The following is a 21,654-nucleotide window of genomic DNA, read 5'->3' as shown; positions in this document are numbered from 1 at the left end:
CTCCATCCGCCATATTTTGGCCCGTTGGTGAAGCGGTTTAACACAGCAGCCTTTCACGCTGTCATTCAGGGGTTCGAATCCCCTACGGGTCACCTATTCATGCGGACGTAGCTCAATTGGTAGAGCGTCGCCTTGCCAAGGCGAAGGTCGAGGGTTCGAGACCCTTCGTCCGCTCCATCGTATTTTTAGCTTCGTAATGATTAGGAAAAAACTTGGCGGTGTAGCTCAGCTGGTTAGAGCGTTCGGTTCATACCCGAAAGGTCGGGGGTTCGATTCCCTCCGCCGCTACCAAATAGATCGACTGTATGGCGGTCGTGGCGAAGGGGTTAACGCACCGGATTGTGGCTCCGGCACTCGTGGGTTCAAGTCCCATCGATCGCCCCATACGTTTTGAAAAGAGTGTGATGGAGAGATCTCTGTCGCACTCTTTTTCGTTTGCCTAAAGCATCATGAAAAAGCTCCGCTCCTTACCTGACGAGAGGCAAGGAACGGAGCTTTTTGGCTGTTCCAAAGAAGTAGGGAGTGAAGTTTTACTTTTGCAGCATTTGCTTGACTAGCTCCCGGTTTCGCTGCTTGAAAATCTCATTGTGGGAAGAAACCATTCCGTAAGAATTCGCTTCAGGCTGTACAAATTGCTTGGCTTTGTTAACAGCGTTCGCAGCGTCCTGGAAGGCACCTGCGATCAAGTGGAGCTTGCCGTCGTAATGCACAATATCACCGGCAGCATACAGCCCTGGGATCGACGATTCTCCGTTTGAGCTAGCAGCTACGTAGAAATCTTCAACCAATTGAATGTCCAAGCTGCTGTTGCGCAAAAGGCTCGAATCCCGCTCGTATCCGTGGTTGATGATCACATCATCGACAGCGAGAGTCGTGACCTCACCTGTATCGTGATTGGTCAGTTCTACATACTCAACGACCTCGCGATTGGCAGAAGCGACGAGTCGCGTGATGGTGGTTTGGAAGAAGCAGGTAGCCGAGCTGGTCATGAGCTGAGTGACTTGGGCTTCATGTGCGGACAGGTTTTCTTTCCGGTATGTCAAATAAACTTTTTTTGCGATCGGCTCCAATTCGTTCGCCCAATCGATCGCGGAATTCCCTCCGCCTGAGATGATGACCGTTTTGTCCTGGAAGTAGTTGATCGACTTTACTGTGTAGTGAAGATTGGAAACCTCGAACTTCTCTGCCCCCTCCAGATCCAGCTTTTGCGGGGTCAAAATTCCGCCGCCGACAGCGACGATGACGGTTTTGGAGTAGTGAAGCTTGCCGGACGCTGTGTGCAGAATAAAAATTCCGTTTTCATCGCGAGAAATCGATTCCACTTTCTCATTTAATACGACTTCAGGATGGAAGGTAAGCCCTTGCGCGATAAGCTGCTCGATGAGCTTGGCACCCGTAATCGGTGTCTGTCCCCCCACGTCCCAGATCATTTTCTCCGGGTACACATGGATTTTTCCGCCCAAATGCGGCTGGAACTCCATCAGCTTTGTTTTCATTTCGCGAAGTCCGCTATAGAAAGTGGAGTAAAGCCCTGCCGGACCTCCACCAATAATGGTAACGTCAAATAAATCGTACTGCTCCATATCCATCACTCCTGCTATTATATGTAAGTGATTCTCATTCTCAACAAATTATAATGCCTTTTCTTGCTCATGACAACCTAATTAAGTATTGACAGTAAAAATGAACAACCTTTATAGTATAATACGAAATTGATAATCATTATCAGGATCTTCCCTAAACTTTTTTCAACAAATGGAGGGTACATAATGGCTCGCCTGTATACCGAGGATTTGAGCATTGGCTATGGTGAACGACTGATTGTAAAAACACTTAGTGTGCAAATTCCAGATAAAAAAATCACGACCATCATCGGTTCCAATGGTTGCGGGAAATCTACGCTTCTCAAGGCTATGACACGGATCATTTCCCATCAGGGCGGAACGGTCATTTTGGATGGAGAGAGCATTTCCAAAGAAAATACGAAGGTTCTTGCGAGAAAAATGGCGATCCTGCCACAAACACCGGAAAGTGCAAGTGGACTAACAGTAGGCGAGCTGGTTTCCTATGGACGGTTTCCTTATCAAAGCGGGCTTGGACGGTTGACCAAAAAAGACTACGAAGCGATCGACTGGGCGCTTGAGGTTACGGGAACCAAGGAATTCAAATATCGTCCTGTAGATGCCCTGTCAGGTGGACAACGCCAACGGGTCTGGATTGCCATGGCGCTCGCGCAGGAGACGGAAATTATCTTCCTGGACGAACCGACTACCTATTTGGATCTGGCCCATCAGTTGGAAGTCCTCGAGCTTTTGCAAAAGCTCAATGTCGAGCAGGACCGTAAGATCGTTATGGTCTTGCATGATTTGAACCAAGCCGCACGTTTTGCCGACTACATGATTGCTCTAAAAGACGGGCAGGTCGTGAAGGCTGGAAGATGCGAAGACGTTATGAAGCCAGACGTACTGAAAAAAGTATTCCAGATTGACGCCGAAATCGGACGAGATCCTCGGACAAACAAACCTATGTGTATCACGTACAACTTGGCTAAAGGGGAATAGACATCATGAAAAAAATGTGGTTTACGCTTACACTAGTCTTCGTATTTATTCTCAGTGCTTGCGGCAGTCAGCAACCGGAAGAGCGCAACAACGCCAGCTCGGCTGCACCGACACAGGAAGCAAAAACAGGCACGATTACTTATCAATCGGAAAAAGGACCAGTCGAAGTGCCAGCAGACCCGAAACGGGTTGTCGTACTCGCTTCCTACGCAGGTAATGTGATGGCACTGAATGTGAATCTGGCTGGGGTAGACGCTTGGGCGAAGAAGAACCCACGCTTTAACGACAAACTCAAAGACGTTGCTGAAGTCTCAGAAGAGAACATCGAAAAAATTATCGAGCTGGATCCGGATCTGATCCTGGCCCTGTCTGATGTGAAAAACCTCGACAAGCTAAGGCAAATCGCTCCGACTGTTACCTTTACATACGGGAAGCTAGATTATTTGAGCCAGCATGTTGAAATCGGGAAAGTGCTGAACAAAGAAAAGGAAGCACAAGCTTGGGTCGATGATTTCAAAAAGCGCATGGAAGAAACAGGGGAAGAAATCAAAGCGAAAATCGGTGACAACGCGACGGTATCAGTTATTGAAAACTTCGATAAACAGCTTTATGTATACGGGGACAACTGGGGGCGCGGTACAGAGATTCTCTTTCAGGGGATGAAGCTGAACATGCCTGAGAAAGTAAAAGAAACGGCTCTCAAGGAAGGTTATTTTGCGCTCTCCTTGGAGGTATTGCCTCAATTTGCGGGAGACTATGTCATCTTGTCCAAAAACAAGGACACGGACAATTCCTTCCAAGAGACGGAAACGTATAAAAACATGCCAGCGGTCAAAAACAATCACGTATTTGAAGCGAACATGAACGAGTTTTATTTTAACGATCCGCTTACCCTGGAGTATCAGTTGTCATTTTTCAGCGAGCATTTCCTTGGAAAAAAATAAGGGACACGTTAGGAGGAGTTCTTTTCTGGAAGAATTCCTTCTCATTCGTCTAGAAGAGGAAAGTGAGATGGCAAATGACAAACGATAATCGACGCTATTTATTCGGGCCGAAGCTGGTCGCTTCGTTTCTTGTTTTTTTGGTGATGTTCGCCATCGCCATGGTTTTGGGAGCAGCAGATACCAGCTTGAGGGATGTATGGATGGCGCTGACGACGCGGGCAGCTGGCGAAAAAATGTCACTTCTACGAGAAATTCGTCTGCCTCGAGAGGTCGCTGCCATCTTCGTGGGATCGGCATTGTCCGTCGCAGGAGCGATCATGCAAGGGATGACGAGAAACCCTCTGGCCGACCCGGGATTGCTCGGGCTGACAGCAGGAGCGAACGCTGCTCTGGCCATCACGATTGCCTTGATTCCTACAGCGAACTATTTAGGCATCATGGTGGCATGCTTCATCGGCGCGGCAATAGGCGCCCTGCTCGTTTTTGGTATGGGGTCGCTGAAAAAAGGTGGATTTTCGCCGCTGCGTATGGTGCTGGCGGGATCAGCGGTTTCAGCCTTTTTATACGCGGTAGCAGAAGGGGTAGCGCTTCACTTCAAAGTTTCCAAGGATGTCTCCATGTGGACAGCAGGGGGCGTCGTTGGAACATCGTGGAGTCAGCTGCAGATCATCATTCCCTTTATCACGATCGGAATCATTCTGGCCGTCATTTTGTCCAGACAGCTGACGATTCTCAGCTTGAGTGAAGAGGGTGCAGTGGGGCTAGGACAAAAAACGATGCTGATCAAAACCATTCTCTTCATCGTGATGATCCTGCTCGCAGGAGCTTCGGTAGCGCTTGTAGGAAATATGGCGTTCATTGGTCTGATGATTCCCCATCTGGTGCGTCCGCTGGTTGGCACGGATTACCGCTACATCATTCCGATGTCTGCTGTGATCGGAGCTGCTTTTATGCTGCTGGCAGATACACTCGGGAGAACCGTCAATGCGCCTTACGAGACTCCTGTAGTCGCATTGGTTGCGGTGCTGGGATTGCCCTTCTTCCTTTTCATCGTCCGGAAAAGGGGGAAATCGTTTCTATGATTCATCCAGCTCTTGTTAGAAAACAACGAATTCTCTTGTTCGTGCTATTGGCAATGACAGCAGTCATTATCGTGATCGGCATGGGAATGGGCTATTCTTCGCTGTCCTATGACCGTTTGCTGCCCACTTTGCTGGGGGAGGGTACATTTAAAGAAGAGTTTGTGCTGTTTGAAGTTCGACTGCCGAGGTTGATTATTACGTGGCTGGCAGGAATGGCTTTGGCCTTATCGGGTGCTATTCTCCAGGGCGTTACTCGAAACGACCTGGCAGAACCGGGGGTAATCGGGATCAATTCCGGTGCGGGTGTCGCGATTTCGTTGTTCTTTTTGTTTGCTCCTATTGACGCGGGGGCGTTTGCCTACCTGCTGCCGGTCATTGCGTTTGCAGGGGCGATCCTTACGGCATTGTGCGTCTATTTCTTTTCGTTTAGCAAGCGTACAGGGTTGCAGCCGGTGAGAGTCGTACTGATTGGGGTAGGCTTTTCCATGGCGTTATCCGGAGCCATGATTGTCCTCATATCGTCAGCAGAGCGGGAAAAAGTAGACTTTATCTCCAAATGGCTGGCAGGGAATATATGGGGAGCCGATTGGCCGTTCATTTGGGCTATTTTGCCTTGGCTGGTTATTCTGATACCCTTTACGCTATACAAGGCCAACCGCTTGAACCTGTTATCGTTAAATGAGCCTGTTGCGATTGGTGTAGGGCTCGCAGTAGAAAAGGAACGCTTGATCCTGCTGCTGACAGCTGTCGCTTTGGCTGCCACTGCTGTTTCGGTAACAGGAGGGATCGCGTTTATCGGTCTCTTGGCACCACATTTGGCAAAAGCACTCGTAGGTCCCCGGCATCAGCTGAATGTGCCGGTAGCCATTGTTCTCGGCGGAGCGCTGCTGCTGCTGGCAGACACGATTGGACGCAATCTCGCTGACCCGGATGGAATACCAGCGGGAATCATGGTAGCCTTGATCGGGGCACCGTACTTTATGTACTTGTTGTGGAAGAAATCTTAGAGATGGGAAAGAGCAGGGGCCAGTGGCTTCCTGCTCTTTTTTCTATCTCTATCCTACATGACGACTCTGTGCCCGAGCTTCAGCGAAATGCGTTCGGAAGCCTCCACGATCAAATGCTTGAAGCCGTCTAGTTGGTCGTCGATTTCCACCGCGGGACCGATGATTCCAATGGCGGCAATCGCCTCGTTATTAAGTCCAATGACCGGAGAGCCGATTCCAGTCACACCGAGGTTGGTTTCATTTGTCTCAATATAGTATCGATCGGATCGGATCTGCTTCAGCCGTTCGCGTACGACTGACGGATCTCTCAGCGTATGCGTCGCATGCTCAGTGACAGGTAATCGCAGAATCCGCTCGATTTCCTTGTCAGGCAAAAAGGCGAGGAGAGCAGGACCGAGGACACCGTAAATATAGGGCCGTCGCTGGCCGACAAAGGATGAGAATTTCAATCCCTCTTGCTTCTCTTTTTTGAAGATATAGAGGATTTCGTCCGCATCTTTCGCTGCCATGAGGACCGTTTGACCCGTTTTGAGCTGCAGGTCTGCCAAGATATCTTCCGCTTCCTTGCTGACATCGAGCACAGATGAGAGCAGGAAGCCGAACTCCAAAAGACGCAGCCCGGGCTTGTATTGCAGGCTTTTTTCATCAAACTTCACAAGTCCGCGCGTTTCTAGGGTACACAAGATGCGATAGACAGTAGAGTGCGGGATTTTCGTCATCTGAGTGATTTCTTCGATGGTGAGGTTCGGTCTTTCAATGGTAAATGCTTGCAGAATATCGATGGCTCTGTTTATCGAGCGGATCGGGTTCATATTTACATCACGCATAGGGACCTCCAGAATGAACAAATGTATCTTTTTTCATATCAAGTATACACAGCATAGGGAAGAAAAACGAACAAGATTTAACAAAACGCAAGTTAAAGATTTAATTTTCAAAAAACATTGACTACTTTTTGGGTTTTTGTTACTTTTAACTCAGAAATCAAAAACGAGTTGATAAACTCACTATACGAGTAGAGAGGGTGTAAGTAAAGTGAAAATTGCGATATTTAATCATTTTCTTCCCGGCGTCGTTGAGGGAAATCGAATTTATGATCTCTCATCTGTGATCTCCTGGGACCAAGCCAACCCGCAAGCTTCCCTCATTCGTCTCATGGATCGATTTGAGGATCTGAAGCCACAAATAGAAGATGCCCTTTCACATGTTCCCTCCCATGCCCTAGAGGACGTTCGTCTGCAGCCGCCTGTCCCGCAGCCAACCAAGATTGTGGCGGCACCGGTCAATTACTACTTGCATCAGGATGAGATGAATGAGCAATTCAGCAACGCCGAATACACCATTGAAAAGCTCGGTTTTTTCTTGAAAGCGCCCTCCTCTATCATCGGGCCTGGCGATACAGTGAAGCTGCCATTTCGCGAAAGAAGAACGGATCATGAAGCAGAGCTGGCTTTCGTAGTAGGGAAGCAGGCCAAAGACGTTCCGGCATGTGAGGCCCATCGTTACATATTTGGATACTTTGCCTTGATGGATATCACGGTACGGGGAAAGGAAGATCGCCCGTGGCGCAAATCATTTGATACGTTTACCCCCATTGGTCCTTGGATTGTGACGGCTGATGAAGTAAACAATCCGAACGAATTGGGCTTTCAATTGTGGGTGAATCAAGACGTGCGTCAATCCGCCAACACAAAAGATTTGATCTACAACTGCTATAAATTCTTTGAGGTAGCCTCTGCTGCGATGACACTCGAACCCGGAGACATTTTGACAACCGGGACGCCTGAGGGAGTCGGCCCAATCGAGGGAGGCGACACGATCCGTATCCAGATCGACAGAATCGGCGAATTCAGTGTCTCTGTTGAATACAAGTAGGGAGGAGTTTTGGCGATATGAAACAGTCCGTTGATTTGCATTCGTTTCACGAAAAGCTGGACCGTAACAATCTGGGGCCACTGTGGGCATCGATCCATGATCTGAATACCATTGAACCGAAAGCAAGACCCATCCCTTACTTATGGAAACGGGAGCTGATTGAAAAGCATCTGGAGGAAGCGGAAGATTTGCTCCAGGTAGGGGACGGCGCAGACAGGAGAGCTGTTTTTCTGATTAATCCAGGCATGAAGGATTTGATCCCTTATGGCTGGGGGGGAGCTACCCATACGCTATACGCGGCTGTGCAAGCAGTCAAACCGGGAGAGATTGCTCCGGCCCATCGGCATACGACGACAGCCCTGCGCTTCATTATGAAAGGCGAGGGTGGATCAGGACGTGTAAACGGAGAAAAAATCCCCTTTGAACCGGGCGACTATCTGATTACCCCTACGTGGACGTGGCACGATCATACCAATCAAGGCGAAGAGACCATCATGTGGATGGATTGCCTCGATGTTCCCTTTACTTTGTTCATGAATGTGTGCTTTACCGAGTTTTACCCCGAAAAGCAACAAGAGCTGCTCGTCCCGGATGATTACAGCTCAAAACGTTATCAGGGCGGCATGGTTCGTCCCATTTCGGATCGGAGTCCGAGTATCGCGCCATTGGGCCGGTACAAGTGGGAGCTGACCCAAAAAGGCCTGGATGGACTCAGTGAATTTGAGCCGGATCCCTTTGACGGCTATGCGATCGAGTACATCAATCCTTCGACAGGCAAAGATGCGAATAATCGGATTGGCGCGCGCATGCAAAAGCTTCCCCCGAAATTCTTTGGAAAAGCGCATCGCCATGTGCACAGCAATGTGTATCACGTATTTAAAGGCAGCGGCTACACCGTGATGAACGGAGTGAAGTTTGAATGGTCAGAGGGAGATTTCTTCGTCATTCCGCCGTGGGTCTGGCATGAGCACGTGAATCTGTCGGAAACAGAAGACGCTCTGCTCTTTTCTACGAATGATTTGCCGATTATGGAAGCGTTCGATTTCGAGCGGAAGGAAGAATACCGGGAAAACGGTGGCTCGCAAATCATTACCGAGGTTTTCGTACCGATTGTGGAATAATCCTGATTCAAGCAAAGGAGTGGAGACACCATGTTCAAGGATCCTATTGTCATCGCTGGAGCTGGCCCCGTAGGAATGACTGTCGCAGACATCCTGTCACTGAAAGGAATACCGGTTGTTGTTTTGGAGAAGGGCTCAACACCGAGTCGGGAATGGCGTGCATCTACCTTTCATGCGGGGACGATGGAGCTGCTAGAGCCTTTTGGTGTAGCTGACGAGCTCATGAAGAGAGGGCTGCCGGCGGATAAAGTCCAATACCGGGACCGCAAAACGGGATTGTATGCGGAATTCGACTTTAGCCTTTTAAAGGATGAAACGAAATATCCGTTCCGTCTGCAATGTTCGCAGGCCACCTATGTTGAGATTTTGGCGCAGCGCCTCAGCACGCGCCCACACGCCAAGCTGCTGTTCGATTCTGAAGTAGTTGATTTTGAACAAGATGAAAGCGGTGTCAATGTTACGGTACAGACACCTTCGGGAAGCTATCAAATTCGCACACCGTACCTGTTGGGGGCAGATGGAGGAAGAAGCACTGTCCGCAAAAAGCTGGGAGTGGGATTCGATGGCTATACGCTGGAAGAAAGATGGCTGCTGGTAGGAACCCCCGTACCTTTTGATCGGTATATTCCTGATCTCGCTTTTGTGAATTACATTTCGGACCCGGAAGAGTTCCTGTTCATTCTGCGTGTTCCGGAAGCATGGCGTTTCCTGTACCCGATCTCACCTGAGACAAGCGATGAGGTAGCGCTCAATCCCGAGAACATCCAAAAAACGTTGCAAAAGGCGCTTCATACGACAGATACCTTTCCGATCGTGGAAAATACCATTTACAAAATCCATCAGCGCGTGGCGGATTCCTTTTATGACGGGCGCGTGATTCTATTGGGAGATGCGGCGCACATCAATAGCCCGATGGGAGGCTTGGGCCTGAACAGCGGTATCCACGACGCGATTGATCTGAGCATCCGTCTGCTTCGTATCAGCGAAGGGGCAGAGTTTGGACCGGAATTCGATACCTATAACGAAGTACGCCGTCGGGTGGCTATGGAATACGTTCGGAAAATTAGCGAAAAAAATACAAACGTCGTAAAAGAAAAGGATCCAGCTCATCGCCTGCAGCTGCAAAAGGAGATGGCAGAGCTGGCCGCGGATCCGGAAAGAGCGAAGAAATGGCTCCTGGCTTCGGCCATGATCGCGAGTGCACGAGAAGAAGGAATCGGCGAGCTTCCGAAAACCCAAGTCTAGATTCGTAGAAAGCGAGGGCGAGAAAAGGATGAGTGTGGGCCGCATACATTTGCTGATCAATAATGAAGAGATATCGACTGAAAATTATATGGAAGTGCGAGATCCGGGCCGCCTGTCAGATGTGGTAGGGCTGGTAGCAAAAGGCTCGACCCAGCATGTGGGAATGGCAGTAGAAGCAGCCCATCAGGCATTCCTCTCGTGGCGCAAGACTCCGTTGCACGAGCGGATGGCTCTTTTGAAGCAGGCAGCCTCCCTCTTAGAAAAAGAAGCCTCCGATTTGGCTGTTATGGTATCGAGAGAAAATGGGATGCTTCTTTCGACAACGAAGCTGGAGATCACGCATCTGGCGATCTCTGCGATCAAAAATACAGTTGAGCTGGCCCAGACCTTTTTCCAAGAGACACGGGTGGAAGATGCACATAGCTGGGTGAGTGTGGAGAAAAGACCGATCGGGGTCATCGCGGGCATCGTCCCCTGGAATGCTCCGCTTGTCCTGACGATGCAAAAAGTTGCTCCGGCACTGATTGCCGGCAACACGATTGTCATCAAGCCTTCTCCTTTTGCCCCTATGGGAGCATCTACGGTATTGAAAAAGATGGCAGCGCTTTTTCCACCGGGCGTGATCTCCGTCATTCATGGTGATGCCGATGTAGGCAAGGCTTTGACGACACATCCGCTCGTACGGAAAGTTTCGTTCACCGGTGGCGGAAGAACCGCAGCGCATGTGATGAAGGATGCGGCGGATGCTCTGAAAAGCGTTCACTTCGAATTGGGAGGAAACGACCCTGCGATCGTTCTCGACGATGCAAACTTGGATGAGGTCGTCCCGAAAATAGCAGCAGGGGTATTTCGGCGGTCCGGACAGGTTTGTTTTGCGATCAAGCGAATCTACGTACCCCAGCATTTGTACGATTCCTTCCATGCGAAGCTTTGTGAATATGTGGACTCGTTCAAAATCGGACACGGGCTGAATGAACAAGCTACCTTTGGGCCGCTCAACAATAAGCAGCAATACCAGTACGTGCAGGATTTGACGGCGCGATTGAAAAATAGCCAGGCGACGGTCACTCATCTGGGAACAAAGCTGGAGCCAGACAACTGGGAGAACGGCTACTACCTGCAGCCAGCGGTCGTCAGGGATGTGGAGCCAGGACAGGAAATCGTGACTTGTGAGCAGTTTGGCCCCGTGATCCCCCTGATCTCGTATCGAACGGAAGAAGAGGCCGTGGAGATGGCGAATCACACCGAGTACGGCTTGGGTTCATCTGTCTGGTCCGCTGATCCGGACAGGGCATTGCGTCTCGCGCGTGACCTTGAAGCTGGAATGACCTTTGTCAATGGTCATGGTCAAACACCACTTGGATACCGTCATATGCCGTTTGGTGGAGTGAAGCAGAGCGGGATCGGGAGGGAGAATGGGGAAGTGGGACTCGCGGAATACATCGAATACCACGCCATCAATCTCCATCGGACAACTTGAGAGAAGAGGAGGAGTTGGCAAGTGGAAGATAATCAGGTCCCGTACAACACGGCGGATGCCTTGCTTGACGCTCTGCAGGAGTGGGGCGTATCGTATCTGTTCTCCAATCTGGGGAGCGATCATCCCGCGATCATCGAAGGCTTGGCAAAGGCAAAAGCAGCAGGCCGCGCACTGCCAGAAGTCATCATATGTCCGCATGAAAGCGTAGCGATGTGTGCTGCCCACGGATACGCGCTATTGAGTGGGAAAGCACAGGGTGTGTTTGTCCACACAGACGTCGGCACGCAAAACCTGGGCGGGACCGTTCACAATGCGGCGAGATCACGCGTCCCTGTCTTCATTTTTTCAGGAGAGACTCCTTACACCATGGAAGGGGAACTGCGAGGAACGAGAAACACACATATCAACCATCTGCAAAATGTGTATGACCAGCGCGGGATTGTGCGTCCTTACGTGAAGTGGGAGTACGACATTCGCACCGGCAAAAATGTGAAGAGACTCGTGTATCGGGCCATGCAATTAGCCCACTCCGACCCTCAAGGACCAATCTACCTAACAGGTGCACGAGAGGTTTTGGAGGAAGAGGTCACGCCTTGTATCGATTCCCCGGAAAAATGGGCCCCAATCGAGAAGACACCACTGCCCAGCTCAGCTGTAGAGAAAATGATGGCTGCGCTGGGAAACGCGAGACATCCTTTGGTCATTACCTCTTACTTGGGGCGAAATGCAAAGGCCGTGCAGCAGCTGGTCGCTTTGTGTGACACGCTGGCCATTCCCGTTATTGAGCAAAACGCCAGTCATATGAATTTTCCGTGGGATCACCCGATGCACCAAGGCTTTCAGGGGCGGGAATGGGTGGAGAAGGCGGATGTCATCCTCGTCATCGATTCCGATGCTCCGTGGGTGCAGACTCTTTTCAAGCCCAAGGAGGATTGTCAAATCTACTACATCGATATCGATCCGCTCAAGCAAGATTTGCCTTTGTGGTATATGCCATCTACCTGCTTCTACCAGGCGGATTCTTGTGAAGCACTCGACCAGTTGATCGACGCGATTCACTCGGTTCCCTTGGATGAAGAGGTGATCTCGGAAAGATACGAACGGCTGGCGAGAGCGCATGCGGATCAGCGGGAGCAGTGGAGGCTACGGGAAAAGCAGCCAGAAGATGGCGTGATCACGGCGGAATGGCTGACTGCATGTCTGCGGGAAGTCATTGACGAAGACACGATCGTCATGGATGAGACGATCACCAATGCACTCGCGGTGACTCAGCATCTGCCTCGAACAAAACCTATGACGCATTTTGTGAATGGCGGAAGCTCCTTGGGGTGGGCAGGAGGAGCAGCCTTCGGAGCCAAACTGGCCCAACCGGACAAAACGGTAGTAAGTCTTACCGGGGACGGCTGCTACCTCTTTGGAGTACCAGGCTCCCTGTATTGGATGTCGCGAAGATACCAGGTGCCGTTTCTGACCGTGATCTACAACAATCAGGGCTGGAACGCGACCAAGCAAAATCTGCTGAAGCTCTACCCGGATGGGGCAGCCAAGCGTGACGATCGTTACTGGGTCAATTTTGATCAACCGGCGGATCTCGCGAAGATGGCGGAAGCGGCTGGAGGTGCATACGCCAGAACAGTAGTGGACCCACAAGACTTAAAAGAAGCGCTGCAATCCGGCATGGAGGCCGTGAAAAGCGGACGATCCGCGGTCATTGATGTGCGCATTGCGAAAATATCGAACCAAAAAGATTAGCCCGTATATGGTCAACAGCGATTTTTCATTCATTCTTAGTTCGCAAGGTAAGAAGGGGGTTATTCAGGATGAGAACAGCATGGAAAAGTGTGATCGGTTTGCTCATGTCCACAGCTTTGCTCATGAGTGGCTGTGCCCAATCCAGCTCTACCGGATCGTCTGCGCAGCCAGCAGCGTCCAATGCTACGCCAACCCAACCCAATGCGCAAAACGCAGCACAGGCAGATGCACCCAAGCAAAAGCTGGCTGAAATGACGAAGCTGAATATCGGCAGTGCGGCCCTCACCACACAAGATATTACAACTGTTTTTGTTGGAAAAGAGAAAGGAATCTTTGAGAAATACAATTTGGACGTTCAGATTCAAGGCGTGGAAGGCGGCGTCGTCGCGCTCCGCGGCTTGCAATCGGGCAACTTCGATCTGACGTTTGGCCTGCCGGAAAATGTGATCTCCGGTGTAGCACAAGGAGCCGACATGAAGATTATCGGGGCTTCTGTTTCTGAATCGCTCTTCAAAGTTTTTGTCTCCCCTGACATCCAAAAGGTAGAAGATCTGAAGGGAAAAGCAGCAGCCGTACTCCAACCCAATAACGGAACAGACATGCAGATGAGATGGTGGCTGCAAAATCATGGCCTGCAGCCGGATAAAGACGTGACCATCATTTCGGCTGGAGCATCGCCTGCTCGCTTGGCAGCTTTGAAAACGGGGCAGGTAGCCGTCACGCTCATCGCTACACCCTCTGATGTGGAAGCAGAGAAAGCAGGTATGAAGGAAATCGCGGTAATCAAGGACGAGTTAAAGGGGCTTAACCATGACGTCATTACAGCAAGCGGCAAAATGATCCGTGAAAAACCGGAAGTCCTGAAAGCGTTTATGGCTGCGATGGTGGAATCGATTCAATTTGTGAAAGACCCTAAGAATCTGGATGAGGTCGTGAAAATTGGTGTGAAGGAACTGGGCTTTAGCGAGGAGGTTACACGCAAAGGCTTGGAATTCGTACTGCCCACCATTCCAGATGATGCAAAATTCAATAAAGACGGCATTGAGTTCTCACTCAAAATCGCGAAGGACATCGGGATCATCGATGATAGCCTTACGATCGACAAAGTAATCGACGAAAGCTTTTATCCGAATTGACAGCGAGAGGAGTTGGAGGAAGATGGCGCAGGCAGTTCCCGTATTGGATTTTCATCAGCTCAATGTCATTTACAACGAGGGCGAGCCCAATCAGGTTCACGCTTTAAATAACGTGTCAGCAAAGGTCTATCCCGGAGAATTCATCTCTATCATTGGGCCGAGTGGATGCGGAAAGAGCACGCTTTTGCATACACTCGATGGTTTAAATCGGCCCAGTGCCGGAAAAATCTACATCGATGGTGTGGAAGTCAACGGTCCTGGCGGAGATCGCGCGATGGTATTCCAGGATTTCGCCCTGATGCCCTGGCATACGGTATTCGACAACATTGCTTTTGGATTGCGGCTAGAGAGAAAAAGCAAAAGTGAAATCCAGGAGAAAGTCATGCATTACATTCGCATGGTGGGATTGGATGGCTTCGAGTCCAAGTATCCGCATCAGCTATCCGGCGGGATGAAGCAGCGTGTGGGAATTGCTCGTGCCTTTGCTGTGGAGCCGAAGATTCTGCTCATGGACGAACCGTTTTCCGCCATTGATGAACAGACGAGGGAAATCATGCAGGAGGAAGTCCTGAAGCTGATGCTTCACGAAAAGAAGACGGTTATCTTCATTACGCACTCGATAGACGAGGCTGTGTTTCTCTCAAACCGGATTTTCCTCATGTCAGTTCGTCCCGGCAGGATCGTGGAGGAGCTGACGATTGACATTCCTTACCCGCGTACCTTGGAGACAAAGCTATTGCCTGAATACCAAGACTACAAATCGCAAGTCTGGAACCATTTAAAAGGCGAAGTCAAAAGACAGTATCAAAGGGGGGAAGCTTGATGTCCGAGCTCAGCAAAGCGGTGACGACAGGCAGTACATCCATCCCTGCGAAAAAGAAGAGAAAAAGCATGATCTCTCCAGCCGTAACGTACCCTGTCATTACTGTAGTCATCATTTTGGGGATCTGGGAAATTTTTGGCCAAATCGGGATGATCGATACGTTTATCTTCAACTGGCCGAGTAATATTATCGCAAGCATCTGGCAGTTCATGGCAAACGGCGCTGTCTTCGAGCATTTATTGACCAGCTTCATCGAGCTCGCCATCGGATTTGCTCTGGCACTTATCGGCATTCCCATCGGTCTCGCTCTCGGATACTGGAGAAAGCTTGACTATGCGTTTGATCCGATTATCATCGCTTTGTACACGACACCTGTGATCGCACTGACGCCGCTCTTCATTCTGTGGTTTGGGCTGGGCCTGTTGTCCAAAATCATGATGGTCTTTACGATGTCGATCTTTCCGATCCTCATTAATACAACAGCAGGAGTGAAGACGACAGATACTTCCCTGATCAAGGCAGCGCGTTCCTATGGTGCCACGGAGCTGCAACTGTTTAAAGAGGTCATTTTCCCGTCCTCGATGTCCTACATCGTAACCGGGATCCGATTGGCGATTGGACGCGCTATGATTGCGGTCGTAGTAGCTGAGATGCTCGCTTCCACCCAAGGGATTGGCTATGCAATCAGGCATGCATCCGAGCTGTTTAAGACAGGGGAGTATCTAGGGTATGTAGCCGTACTTATGGTGATTTCGGTCGTTTTGAATCAGCTGCTGAAAGTGCTGGAGCGCAAAATTGCCCCTTGGCGCTTTTGAGCAGAAGCCGCATAGCTTCACAAAAGAAAAGGCGTGTAGGAACCAATGGGTTCCACACGCCTTTTTGCAGTGAGTATTACGCGCTTTTCTTTTGAACAGTCTGTGCAGGCATCAGAATCTGCTTCCATTTGATCTGGGGCATGCCGATCGCTGCGAGGATCATCAGGACCCCGCCCCATTGCGACAGCGACACCGACTCACGCAGGACGAAGCTGGACAGGAGAACGACCGCTGGCAGTTCCGCTGCACTGAGAATGGTCGCCAGTCCGTTGCCAATGCGAGGCACGCCCACCGACAAACAAAAGATCGGAATGACGGAACCGAAGAGAGCGACGAGCAGTCCGAATGGCAGCAAGCCTTCCAGTAAGCGTCCATTTATCAGAAAAGCGGGAGGATAGACGATCGAAATCATTACCGACGCCAAGCTAATTGAAATGGCACTTCGCAGGTACGGATTCATGTCCGCCAGAATCCGGCCGCTAAAAAAGATGACAAAGGCAAAGGTCGCTCCTGACAGAAGTCCGCATGCGAGTCCCGTCAAGCTGATGGTCTGCCATCCTGACTCTCCGAGGCCACTCGCAAAGACGGTTCCGATCCCGAGCATCACGATCGATACCCATTTAGCAGGAGATGGCCACTTGCGCTGCGCGACAGATTCCAAAAGGACCCCGATCCAGGTGAACTGAAAGAAAAAAACGATAGCGAGTGATGCAGACATTTGACTGACGGCTTGATGGTAAAAGAAACTGGACGATGCCATCATCAAGCTGACAGGAATGAGCTTTTGCACATATTTCCATTGGAAGCGCTGCTTGGAAAAGAACAGAGCCATGATGGACATGATCAGTCCGCCTAAGATCAATTGACTACTGCTCATCTCATAAGGGGTGAATCCAGCCTGAAAGGATAGCTTCATAAATAAGGACAGAACTCCGTAGCTGCAAGCACCCAGCAAAACCAATAGCACCGATTTCCAGTATGTCATAGGTGAAATTCCCTTCTGAAATAGTGAACTTTTATGAATAAAACCTATTGTACTACAGGTGATTTATTGGTACAATGAAAAATTGCGACTCGCTTTATCTGGTTACTATGGTAGCAAAATGCTCTGCTGCTTTGTTACCACAGCAGTGGACTAAAAGGTGAACTTCGGTACGTATGCTCGCTGTTAATACATAGCGATCTACCAGTAATTCCGTTACACTACTACCATAAGTCTGGCATACGTGGAGGCACAGAGATGAAACAAGGGGTCTTGTACGGGATTGTGGCGTACTTGGCTTGGGGAATGCTTCCGTTTTACTGGAAGCTATTTCAAAGCATGGGGTCATTGGAAATTTTGGCCCACCGAATAGTATGGTCACTCATTTTTGTTCTTTTCATTATTGTCATTACGAAGCGTTGGAAGCCGTTATGGGCGGCGGCGCCCGGAGCGAAGCTAAAGGGAGCGCTGTTCCTGTGCTCCATGCTAATCAGTGCCAACTGGCTGCTGTACATTTGGGCTGTTACCAATGATCACGTGATGGAAGCGAGTCTCGGCTATTACATGAACCCTTTGATCAGCGTATTGCTGGGTGTCATCTTTTTGAAAGAAAAGCTCGGCATCGGACAGTGGGTGGCACTGGGAATGGCTGCACTTGGGGTTATTTTCATCACGGTCGAGTATGGTCAGGTGCCGTGGGTGGCTCTATCGCTCGCTTTGACCTTTGCCTTTTATGGATTGGCGAAAAAGCTGGTCAATCTCGAGGCGATGTTCGGTCTGGCATGGGAAACCGTTTTTGTAACGCCGCTTTCGCTTATCTACCTGTTTATCATTGAAATGAACGGCACAGGTACCGCGTTTGCACTGGAGTGGTGGAAATTCGTTTTGCTTCTACTTGCAGGAGTAGGGACTGCCATGCCGTTGTACTGGTTTGCGCAAGCGACCAAGCGCCTGCCATTGTCGACGTTGGGCTTTATTCAATATTTGTCGCCGACCATCCAGCTGTTGAGCGCTGTTTTCTTGTTTGGGGAAGCGTTCACGACTACGCATTTCATATCGTTCTCCCTGATCTGGGGAGCGATCATCGTCTTTACCCTTAGCTCCATGAAAAAGAAAACGGTGAACGTACCGTTGAAAACGGATCAAGCCGTAAAAGAGCAAGCGTGATCAGAAAAAGAAAACTCCTGAACCACCGGCATTTTGCCTGGCGAATCAGGAGTTTTTTTATGAAATGGAAAAGGGATGACGGCTTACGCCTGCTTGGAACGGCGATAAGCCCCGTGGTTTGTCGGTCCCACGTATTGATTGAGTGCAAACGAATGTCGGATGGCTTCTGTGATAAAGTCCTTGGCAACATTCACGGCTTCGCGAACGGAATTTCCTTTCGCCAGCTCCGCACAGATTGCAGCGGAATACGTGCAGCCTGCACCGTGAGTGAAGGTAGTGTCGAAGCGCTCCGATTCCAGCACCTCAACGGATTGTCCATCATAGTAAACGTCAACAGCATTTCCATGTTGCAGCTTGCTGCCGCCTTTTACCACTACATAGGAAGTTCCGAAGTCGTGAATGCGTTTCGCGGCTTCTTTCATATCTTCTACGCTTTTCAGTGCGCCCAGTCCGCTCAGGATTCCGGCTTCAAAAAGGTTTGGCGTCGCTACGGTTGCGCGAGGCAGCAAAACTTCGCGCAGGCTGATCGCGATCTCTGGATGGAGGGCTTCGTCAGCACCTTTGCAAATCATGACTGGATCGACTACGACGTTTTTCAGTTGGAATTGCTCGATTTTGCGGGCAGCCAGCTCAACCAGCTCAGTCGTTCCCAGCATGCCGGTTTTCGTCGCGTCTACGCCGATCCCTGCGAGTACGGTTTCCAGCTGTTTTTCGAGCACGGCTACATCAATCGGGAACACATCATGATGCCAGCCATTGTGAGGGTCTTGTGCAACGATAACGGTGAGAGCGGTCATTCCGAATACGCCAAGCTCCTGAAAGGTTTTGAGGTCAGCCTGTTGGCCAGCTCCGCCGCTCGTATCGGAACCGGCGATTGTGAGTGCTTTACGCATGGTCATTTTTCTTATCTCCCTTTGTAGTTGAGTAGGAATGTACGATTCCCGTTCGGTGACGGACTTACGCACTGTACTGGACTGTTTTGTTATATCTCTATTGAAAAGGAAAAATACGGCGGTGTCAATAATATTCCCGTAAATGCAAAAAAACCGCTCTCCGGTTTTGCGGATAAGCGGTCGTCTTCGAATGGGTATCTTTTATTTTATGGAAGCAGCGTGATGAAAAGAGAAGCTGATGGACGTAGACATGGATTTCGCGCGTGCAGATGCCAGCTGTTTCGCTTGCTTCGCTGCTTCAAACATGCTCGGTGCCTTGATGATCTCAACCCATTTGCGTGTGGCGGTTTCAAACATAAATCGATAGATGGTCATCTTTATCTGCCCTCTCGTGTTTTCTTCACATCCTTAGTGTATCAGTGATAAGTACGAAAAAGGTTATGGGTTTGTTACATTATTTTGAAGAACATGTTGCATCCATGTGAACTTGAAAAATATTGGCAGTTGCCTGTTACGTTTTTACCGCTCTCACGTCTATAAATGTGTACCCAAATTTTCCATTTTGAGCAAGTGATGAGGGGCGTAGCAGAGATGAAAAATGCAGCAGGAGAGCTGACAGTGACAGGAGTGAATCACAGCTACGGGACAGGAAAGATAAAAGTTCCCGTACTGTTCGATATCAATCTGCACATTAGTAAAGGGGAGTTCGTTGCCCTGTGCGGTTCCTCGGGATCTGGCAAATCGACATTACTGAATTTGCTGGCAGGGTTAACCAAACCGGATGAGGGCAGTGTAATGGTCAGTGGGGAGGAAATATCGCGCTACAGTGAGAATGAGCTGTGCTTGTTCCGGCGTAAGAGCATGGGCTTTATTTTTCAATCCTACAATTTGCTTCCCAATTTGACGGCGCTGGAAAACGTCGAGCTTCCGTTGATTTTTGCAGGGGAAAGTGTCCGCAAGCGACGAGCGCGAGCGCAAGAGATCCTCGAGCATGTGGGCTTGACCGGAAGACTGGACCACAAGCCCAATGAATTGAGCGGTGGACAGCAGCAGCGTGTCAGTATTGCACGGGCATTGGTTAATCAGCCGAGTATCATTCTGGCAGACGAGCCTACGGGGAACTTGGACAGCAAAACCGAGCAGGAGATTCTGACACTCATGCGGCAAATGAACAAGGAAAACAAAACGACGTTCATCATCGTTACCCATGAGCAAGAGGTAGCTGAACAATCCGACAGGGTCATCTATTTGCAGGACGGACGTGTCGTACAAAAAAGGACAAGACCAGCGTAGATGCGGGTATGAGGTGAACGTTTGTGAAAGTAATGGATTCTTTTCGCATTGTTTGGCGAAATCTGTGGCGCATGAAATTGCGTACTGCCCTCACTTCGGTCGGGGTCATGATCGGAACTGCGGCGATCGTCGCGATGATTGCTTTGAGTCTCGGGTTGAAAGAGAATGCTGTCAAAAGCTTGGAGAATTTCGGCAATTTGACTGAGATGGACGTAGAGCCGATGTATTACATACCGGAAGAGGATCGAGTCATTCCGGATGATGAACGAAAGAAGCTGAATTTCGAAGCGGTTCAGGAATTGAAGAAAATTCCCGGTATTGCGGCAGTCATGCCGGTAAAGCGCCTCCAGGAGCAGGCAAAGCTGAAGGTGGGTCGCCGGGAAGGTTATGTGGAGCTGATCGGGGTCGATGTCAACGAGTCAGCAGCCTACCGCAAAAACGATGTAGAAAAGGGTACCTATTTATCGGGTTCTCCGCAAGAGGTCGTCATCGCCTACGATGTGCCGCGAGAAATGCGCGATGTGGAAAAGGAAAAACGGGAGGCGCGCCGCAGTAATGTCGATGCGAGAAAAAATGGCCCTTCCGCGATGCCTCCGCCGGATATGGGGGGAGGGGCCCCGACTGCGCTCAATCTCGTGGATAAGGCAGCCACGATTGTCCTGTCGCGGGAGTACCGTGTTGATGATGAGCCCAAGTACGAAAAGAAAGAGATGCGCGTAAGGGTGGTTGGACAATTGCAAAAGTCTGACAACCAGCGTTATTCCACAGCCGTCTACGTACCGATCAGCGTCGTCAAGGAGTTGAACGATTGGGTCAACCGGGGCAGGGGTGACGAGATGGCGGAAGGCTCCACACGCCGTACTCGCGAAGAAGCCAAGCAGGACCACTTTGAGTTTGATCAGCTGACGGTAAAGGTCGAGTCTCGTGAGAAGGTAGAGAGCGTTGTAAAAGCGCTAAAGGAAAAGGGCTATGAAGTGTGGTCCCCTGCCCGGGAGCTGGAGACGATCAACAAGTTTTTCTTTGTCATTCAGCTCGTATTGGGTGGTATCGCAGCTATTTCCCTTCTGGTCGCGACGATTGGTATCGTCAATACGATGATTATGTCCATTCTGGAGCGTACCAAAGAGATCGGAATTATGAAAGTAATCGGAGCTACTGTTCTCAATATTCGCTGGCTGTTTCTGATGGAGTCTGGCTTCATCGGACTGATCGGCGGATTGACGGGGCTTGGACTGGCATGGGGAGCCGTCGAGGTGGTCAACTACTTCGGCTCAGCAGGTGGACTCATGGACAATTTGAACATGGGCTACGGCAGGGGCGCCGAAGGAGAAGCCGCCGCGAAGCTCGCCGTTATTCCGGGGTGGTTAGCCCTGTTTGCCATCGGTTTTTCTTTTGTTATCGGTTTATTGGCAGGTATTTTCCCTGCGATTAGGGCTTCGCGTTTGAGTGCCCTGCAGGCGATCCGATCTGAATAAGGA

At 50.1% G+C, this 21,654-nt stretch carries 20 protein-coding genes and 4 tRNA genes; 19 read left to right on the top strand and 5 right to left on the bottom strand.

Annotated elements, in window-relative coordinates; translation table 11 throughout:
• The first annotated feature begins 18 nt into the window (after positions 1-18).
• The 4 genes from EDM55_RS26445 (at position 19) to EDM55_RS26430 (ending at position 384) form a co-directional block, all read left to right on the top strand.
• Positions 19-92, top strand: a tRNA-Glu gene (locus EDM55_RS26445).
• A gap of 9 nt (positions 93-101) precedes the next feature.
• Positions 102-177 (top strand) — tRNA-Gly (locus EDM55_RS26440).
• A 37-nt stretch (positions 178-214) separates the two neighbouring features.
• A tRNA-Met gene (locus EDM55_RS26435) sits at positions 215-291 on the top strand.
• Positions 292-308: 17 nt separating this feature from the next.
• Positions 309-384: transfer RNA gene (locus EDM55_RS26430), tRNA-His, on the top strand.
• A gap of 146 nt (positions 385-530) precedes the next feature.
• Here the strand turns inward: EDM55_RS26430 and EDM55_RS26425 are convergent.
• The gene (locus EDM55_RS26425) at positions 531-1,583 is read right to left on the bottom strand and encodes an NAD(P)/FAD-dependent oxidoreductase (RefSeq protein ID WP_092267670.1); all 1,053 of its coding nucleotides are present in this window, start codon (positions 1,581-1,583) and stop codon (positions 531-533) included.
• 186 nt (positions 1,584-1,769) lie between these two features.
• Between EDM55_RS26425 and EDM55_RS26420 the strand changes: the two genes are divergently transcribed.
• The 4 genes from EDM55_RS26420 to EDM55_RS26405 all read left to right on the top strand — a co-directional run bounded on the left by EDM55_RS26420 (position 1,770) and on the right by EDM55_RS26405 (position 5,594).
• A complete protein-coding gene (locus tag EDM55_RS26420) occupies positions 1,770-2,561 on the top strand; it encodes an ABC transporter ATP-binding protein (protein ID WP_122961762.1) in 792 nt (263 codons plus the stop codon).
• 5 nt (positions 2,562-2,566) lie between these two features.
• Positions 2,567-3,505, top strand: coding sequence for an iron-hydroxamate ABC transporter substrate-binding protein (locus EDM55_RS26415; protein WP_122961761.1), 939 nt, complete (start codon positions 2,567-2,569; stop codon positions 3,503-3,505).
• 74 nt (positions 3,506-3,579) lie between these two features.
• Positions 3,580-4,587 carry a FecCD family ABC transporter permease gene (locus tag EDM55_RS26410; RefSeq protein WP_122961760.1) on the top strand — a complete coding sequence of 336 codons (1,008 nt, stop codon included), beginning with the start codon at positions 3,580-3,582 and terminating at the stop codon, positions 4,585-4,587.
• Positions 4,584-5,594, top strand: a complete 1,011-nt coding sequence (locus tag EDM55_RS26405) for a FecCD family ABC transporter permease (RefSeq protein ID WP_092267674.1) — start codon at positions 4,584-4,586, stop codon at positions 5,592-5,594. The genes EDM55_RS26410 and EDM55_RS26405 overlap by 4 nt, the downstream gene beginning before the upstream one ends.
• A 53-nt stretch (positions 5,595-5,647) precedes the next feature.
• Here the strand turns inward: EDM55_RS26405 and EDM55_RS26400 are convergent, their stop codons facing one another.
• Positions 5,648-6,421 carry an IclR family transcriptional regulator gene (locus EDM55_RS26400; protein ID WP_092267675.1) on the bottom strand — a complete coding sequence of 258 codons (774 nt, stop codon included), beginning with the start codon at positions 6,419-6,421 and terminating at the stop codon, positions 5,648-5,650.
• 208 nt (positions 6,422-6,629) lie between these two features.
• On the opposite strand from EDM55_RS26400, the gene EDM55_RS26395 reads away from it, so the two are divergent.
• From EDM55_RS26395 to EDM55_RS26360, 8 genes are all read left to right on the top strand, one after another.
• On the top strand, positions 6,630-7,469 hold the full coding sequence (locus EDM55_RS26395) for a fumarylacetoacetate hydrolase family protein (RefSeq protein ID WP_092267676.1): 840 nt from the start codon (positions 6,630-6,632) through the stop codon (positions 7,467-7,469).
• Positions 7,470-7,486: 17 nt separating this feature from the next.
• Entirely contained in the window at positions 7,487-8,590 is a 1,104-nt protein-coding gene (locus EDM55_RS26390; RefSeq protein ID WP_122961759.1) for a cupin domain-containing protein, read from the top strand.
• A 30-nt stretch (positions 8,591-8,620) separates the two neighbouring features.
• On the top strand, positions 8,621-9,835 hold the full coding sequence (locus EDM55_RS26385) for an FAD-dependent oxidoreductase (RefSeq protein WP_122961758.1): 1,215 nt from the start codon (positions 8,621-8,623) through the stop codon (positions 9,833-9,835).
• 28 nt (positions 9,836-9,863) lie between these two features.
• The gene (locus EDM55_RS26380) at positions 9,864-11,315 is read left to right on the top strand and encodes an aldehyde dehydrogenase family protein (protein ID WP_122961757.1); all 1,452 of its coding nucleotides are present in this window, start codon (positions 9,864-9,866) and stop codon (positions 11,313-11,315) included.
• 21 nt (positions 11,316-11,336) lie between these two features.
• Positions 11,337-13,067: a thiamine pyrophosphate-requiring protein gene (locus EDM55_RS26375; protein ID WP_122961756.1), complete on the top strand. Its 1,731-nt coding sequence runs from the start codon at positions 11,337-11,339 to the stop codon at positions 13,065-13,067.
• 68 nt (positions 13,068-13,135) lie between these two features.
• Positions 13,136-14,203, top strand: a complete 1,068-nt coding sequence (locus tag EDM55_RS26370) for an ABC transporter substrate-binding protein (protein ID WP_122961755.1) — start codon at positions 13,136-13,138, stop codon at positions 14,201-14,203.
• A 22-nt stretch (positions 14,204-14,225) separates the two neighbouring features.
• Positions 14,226-15,026, top strand: a complete 801-nt coding sequence (locus EDM55_RS26365; RefSeq protein WP_092267682.1) for an ABC transporter ATP-binding protein — start codon at positions 14,226-14,228, stop codon at positions 15,024-15,026.
• Positions 15,026-15,841: an ABC transporter permease gene (locus EDM55_RS26360; RefSeq protein WP_092267683.1), complete on the top strand. Its 816-nt coding sequence runs from the start codon at positions 15,026-15,028 to the stop codon at positions 15,839-15,841. The genes EDM55_RS26365 and EDM55_RS26360 overlap by 1 nt, the downstream gene beginning before the upstream one ends.
• A 76-nt stretch (positions 15,842-15,917) precedes the next feature.
• Here the strand turns inward: EDM55_RS26360 and EDM55_RS26355 are convergent, their stop codons facing one another.
• On the bottom strand, positions 15,918-16,826 hold the full coding sequence (locus EDM55_RS26355) for an EamA family transporter (RefSeq protein WP_122961754.1): 909 nt from the start codon (positions 16,824-16,826) through the stop codon (positions 15,918-15,920).
• 255 nt (positions 16,827-17,081) lie between these two features.
• On the opposite strand from EDM55_RS26355, the gene rarD reads away from it, so the two are divergent.
• Positions 17,082-17,990 (top strand): EamA family transporter RarD, encoded by a 909-nt coding sequence (gene rarD, locus EDM55_RS26350; RefSeq protein WP_092267685.1) that lies wholly within the window; start codon positions 17,082-17,084, stop codon positions 17,988-17,990.
• A gap of 83 nt (positions 17,991-18,073) precedes the next feature.
• Here the strand turns inward: rarD and pdxK are convergent, their stop codons facing one another.
• Both pdxK and EDM55_RS30480 read right to left on the bottom strand, forming a co-directional pair.
• Entirely contained in the window at positions 18,074-18,889 is an 816-nt protein-coding gene (pdxK, locus tag EDM55_RS26345) for a pyridoxine/pyridoxal/pyridoxamine kinase (RefSeq protein WP_092267686.1), read from the bottom strand.
• Positions 18,890-19,084: 195 nt separating this feature from the next.
• Positions 19,085-19,258, bottom strand: a complete 174-nt coding sequence (locus EDM55_RS30480) for a hypothetical protein (RefSeq protein ID WP_170184436.1) — start codon at positions 19,256-19,258, stop codon at positions 19,085-19,087.
• Positions 19,259-19,474: 216 nt separating this feature from the next.
• Between EDM55_RS30480 and EDM55_RS26340 the strand changes: the two genes are divergently transcribed.
• Both EDM55_RS26340 and EDM55_RS26335 read left to right on the top strand, forming a co-directional pair.
• A complete protein-coding gene (locus EDM55_RS26340; protein WP_122961753.1) occupies positions 19,475-20,176 on the top strand; it encodes an ABC transporter ATP-binding protein in 702 nt (233 codons plus the stop codon).
• Between the two features lie 23 nt (positions 20,177-20,199).
• Positions 20,200-21,651 carry an ABC transporter permease gene (locus tag EDM55_RS26335; RefSeq protein WP_092267688.1) on the top strand — a complete coding sequence of 484 codons (1,452 nt, stop codon included), beginning with the start codon at positions 20,200-20,202 and terminating at the stop codon, positions 21,649-21,651.
• The last annotated feature ends 3 nt before the right edge of the window (positions 21,652-21,654 follow it).

The organism is Brevibacillus centrosporus, from assembly GCF_003710815.1.
In the GTDB taxonomy this organism is placed as follows: Bacteria; Bacillota; Bacilli; order Brevibacillales; family Brevibacillaceae; genus Brevibacillus; species Brevibacillus centrosporus.
Note: the sequence above shows the minus strand (reverse complement) of the source record. Positions and strands in the feature narration are given on the sequence as shown.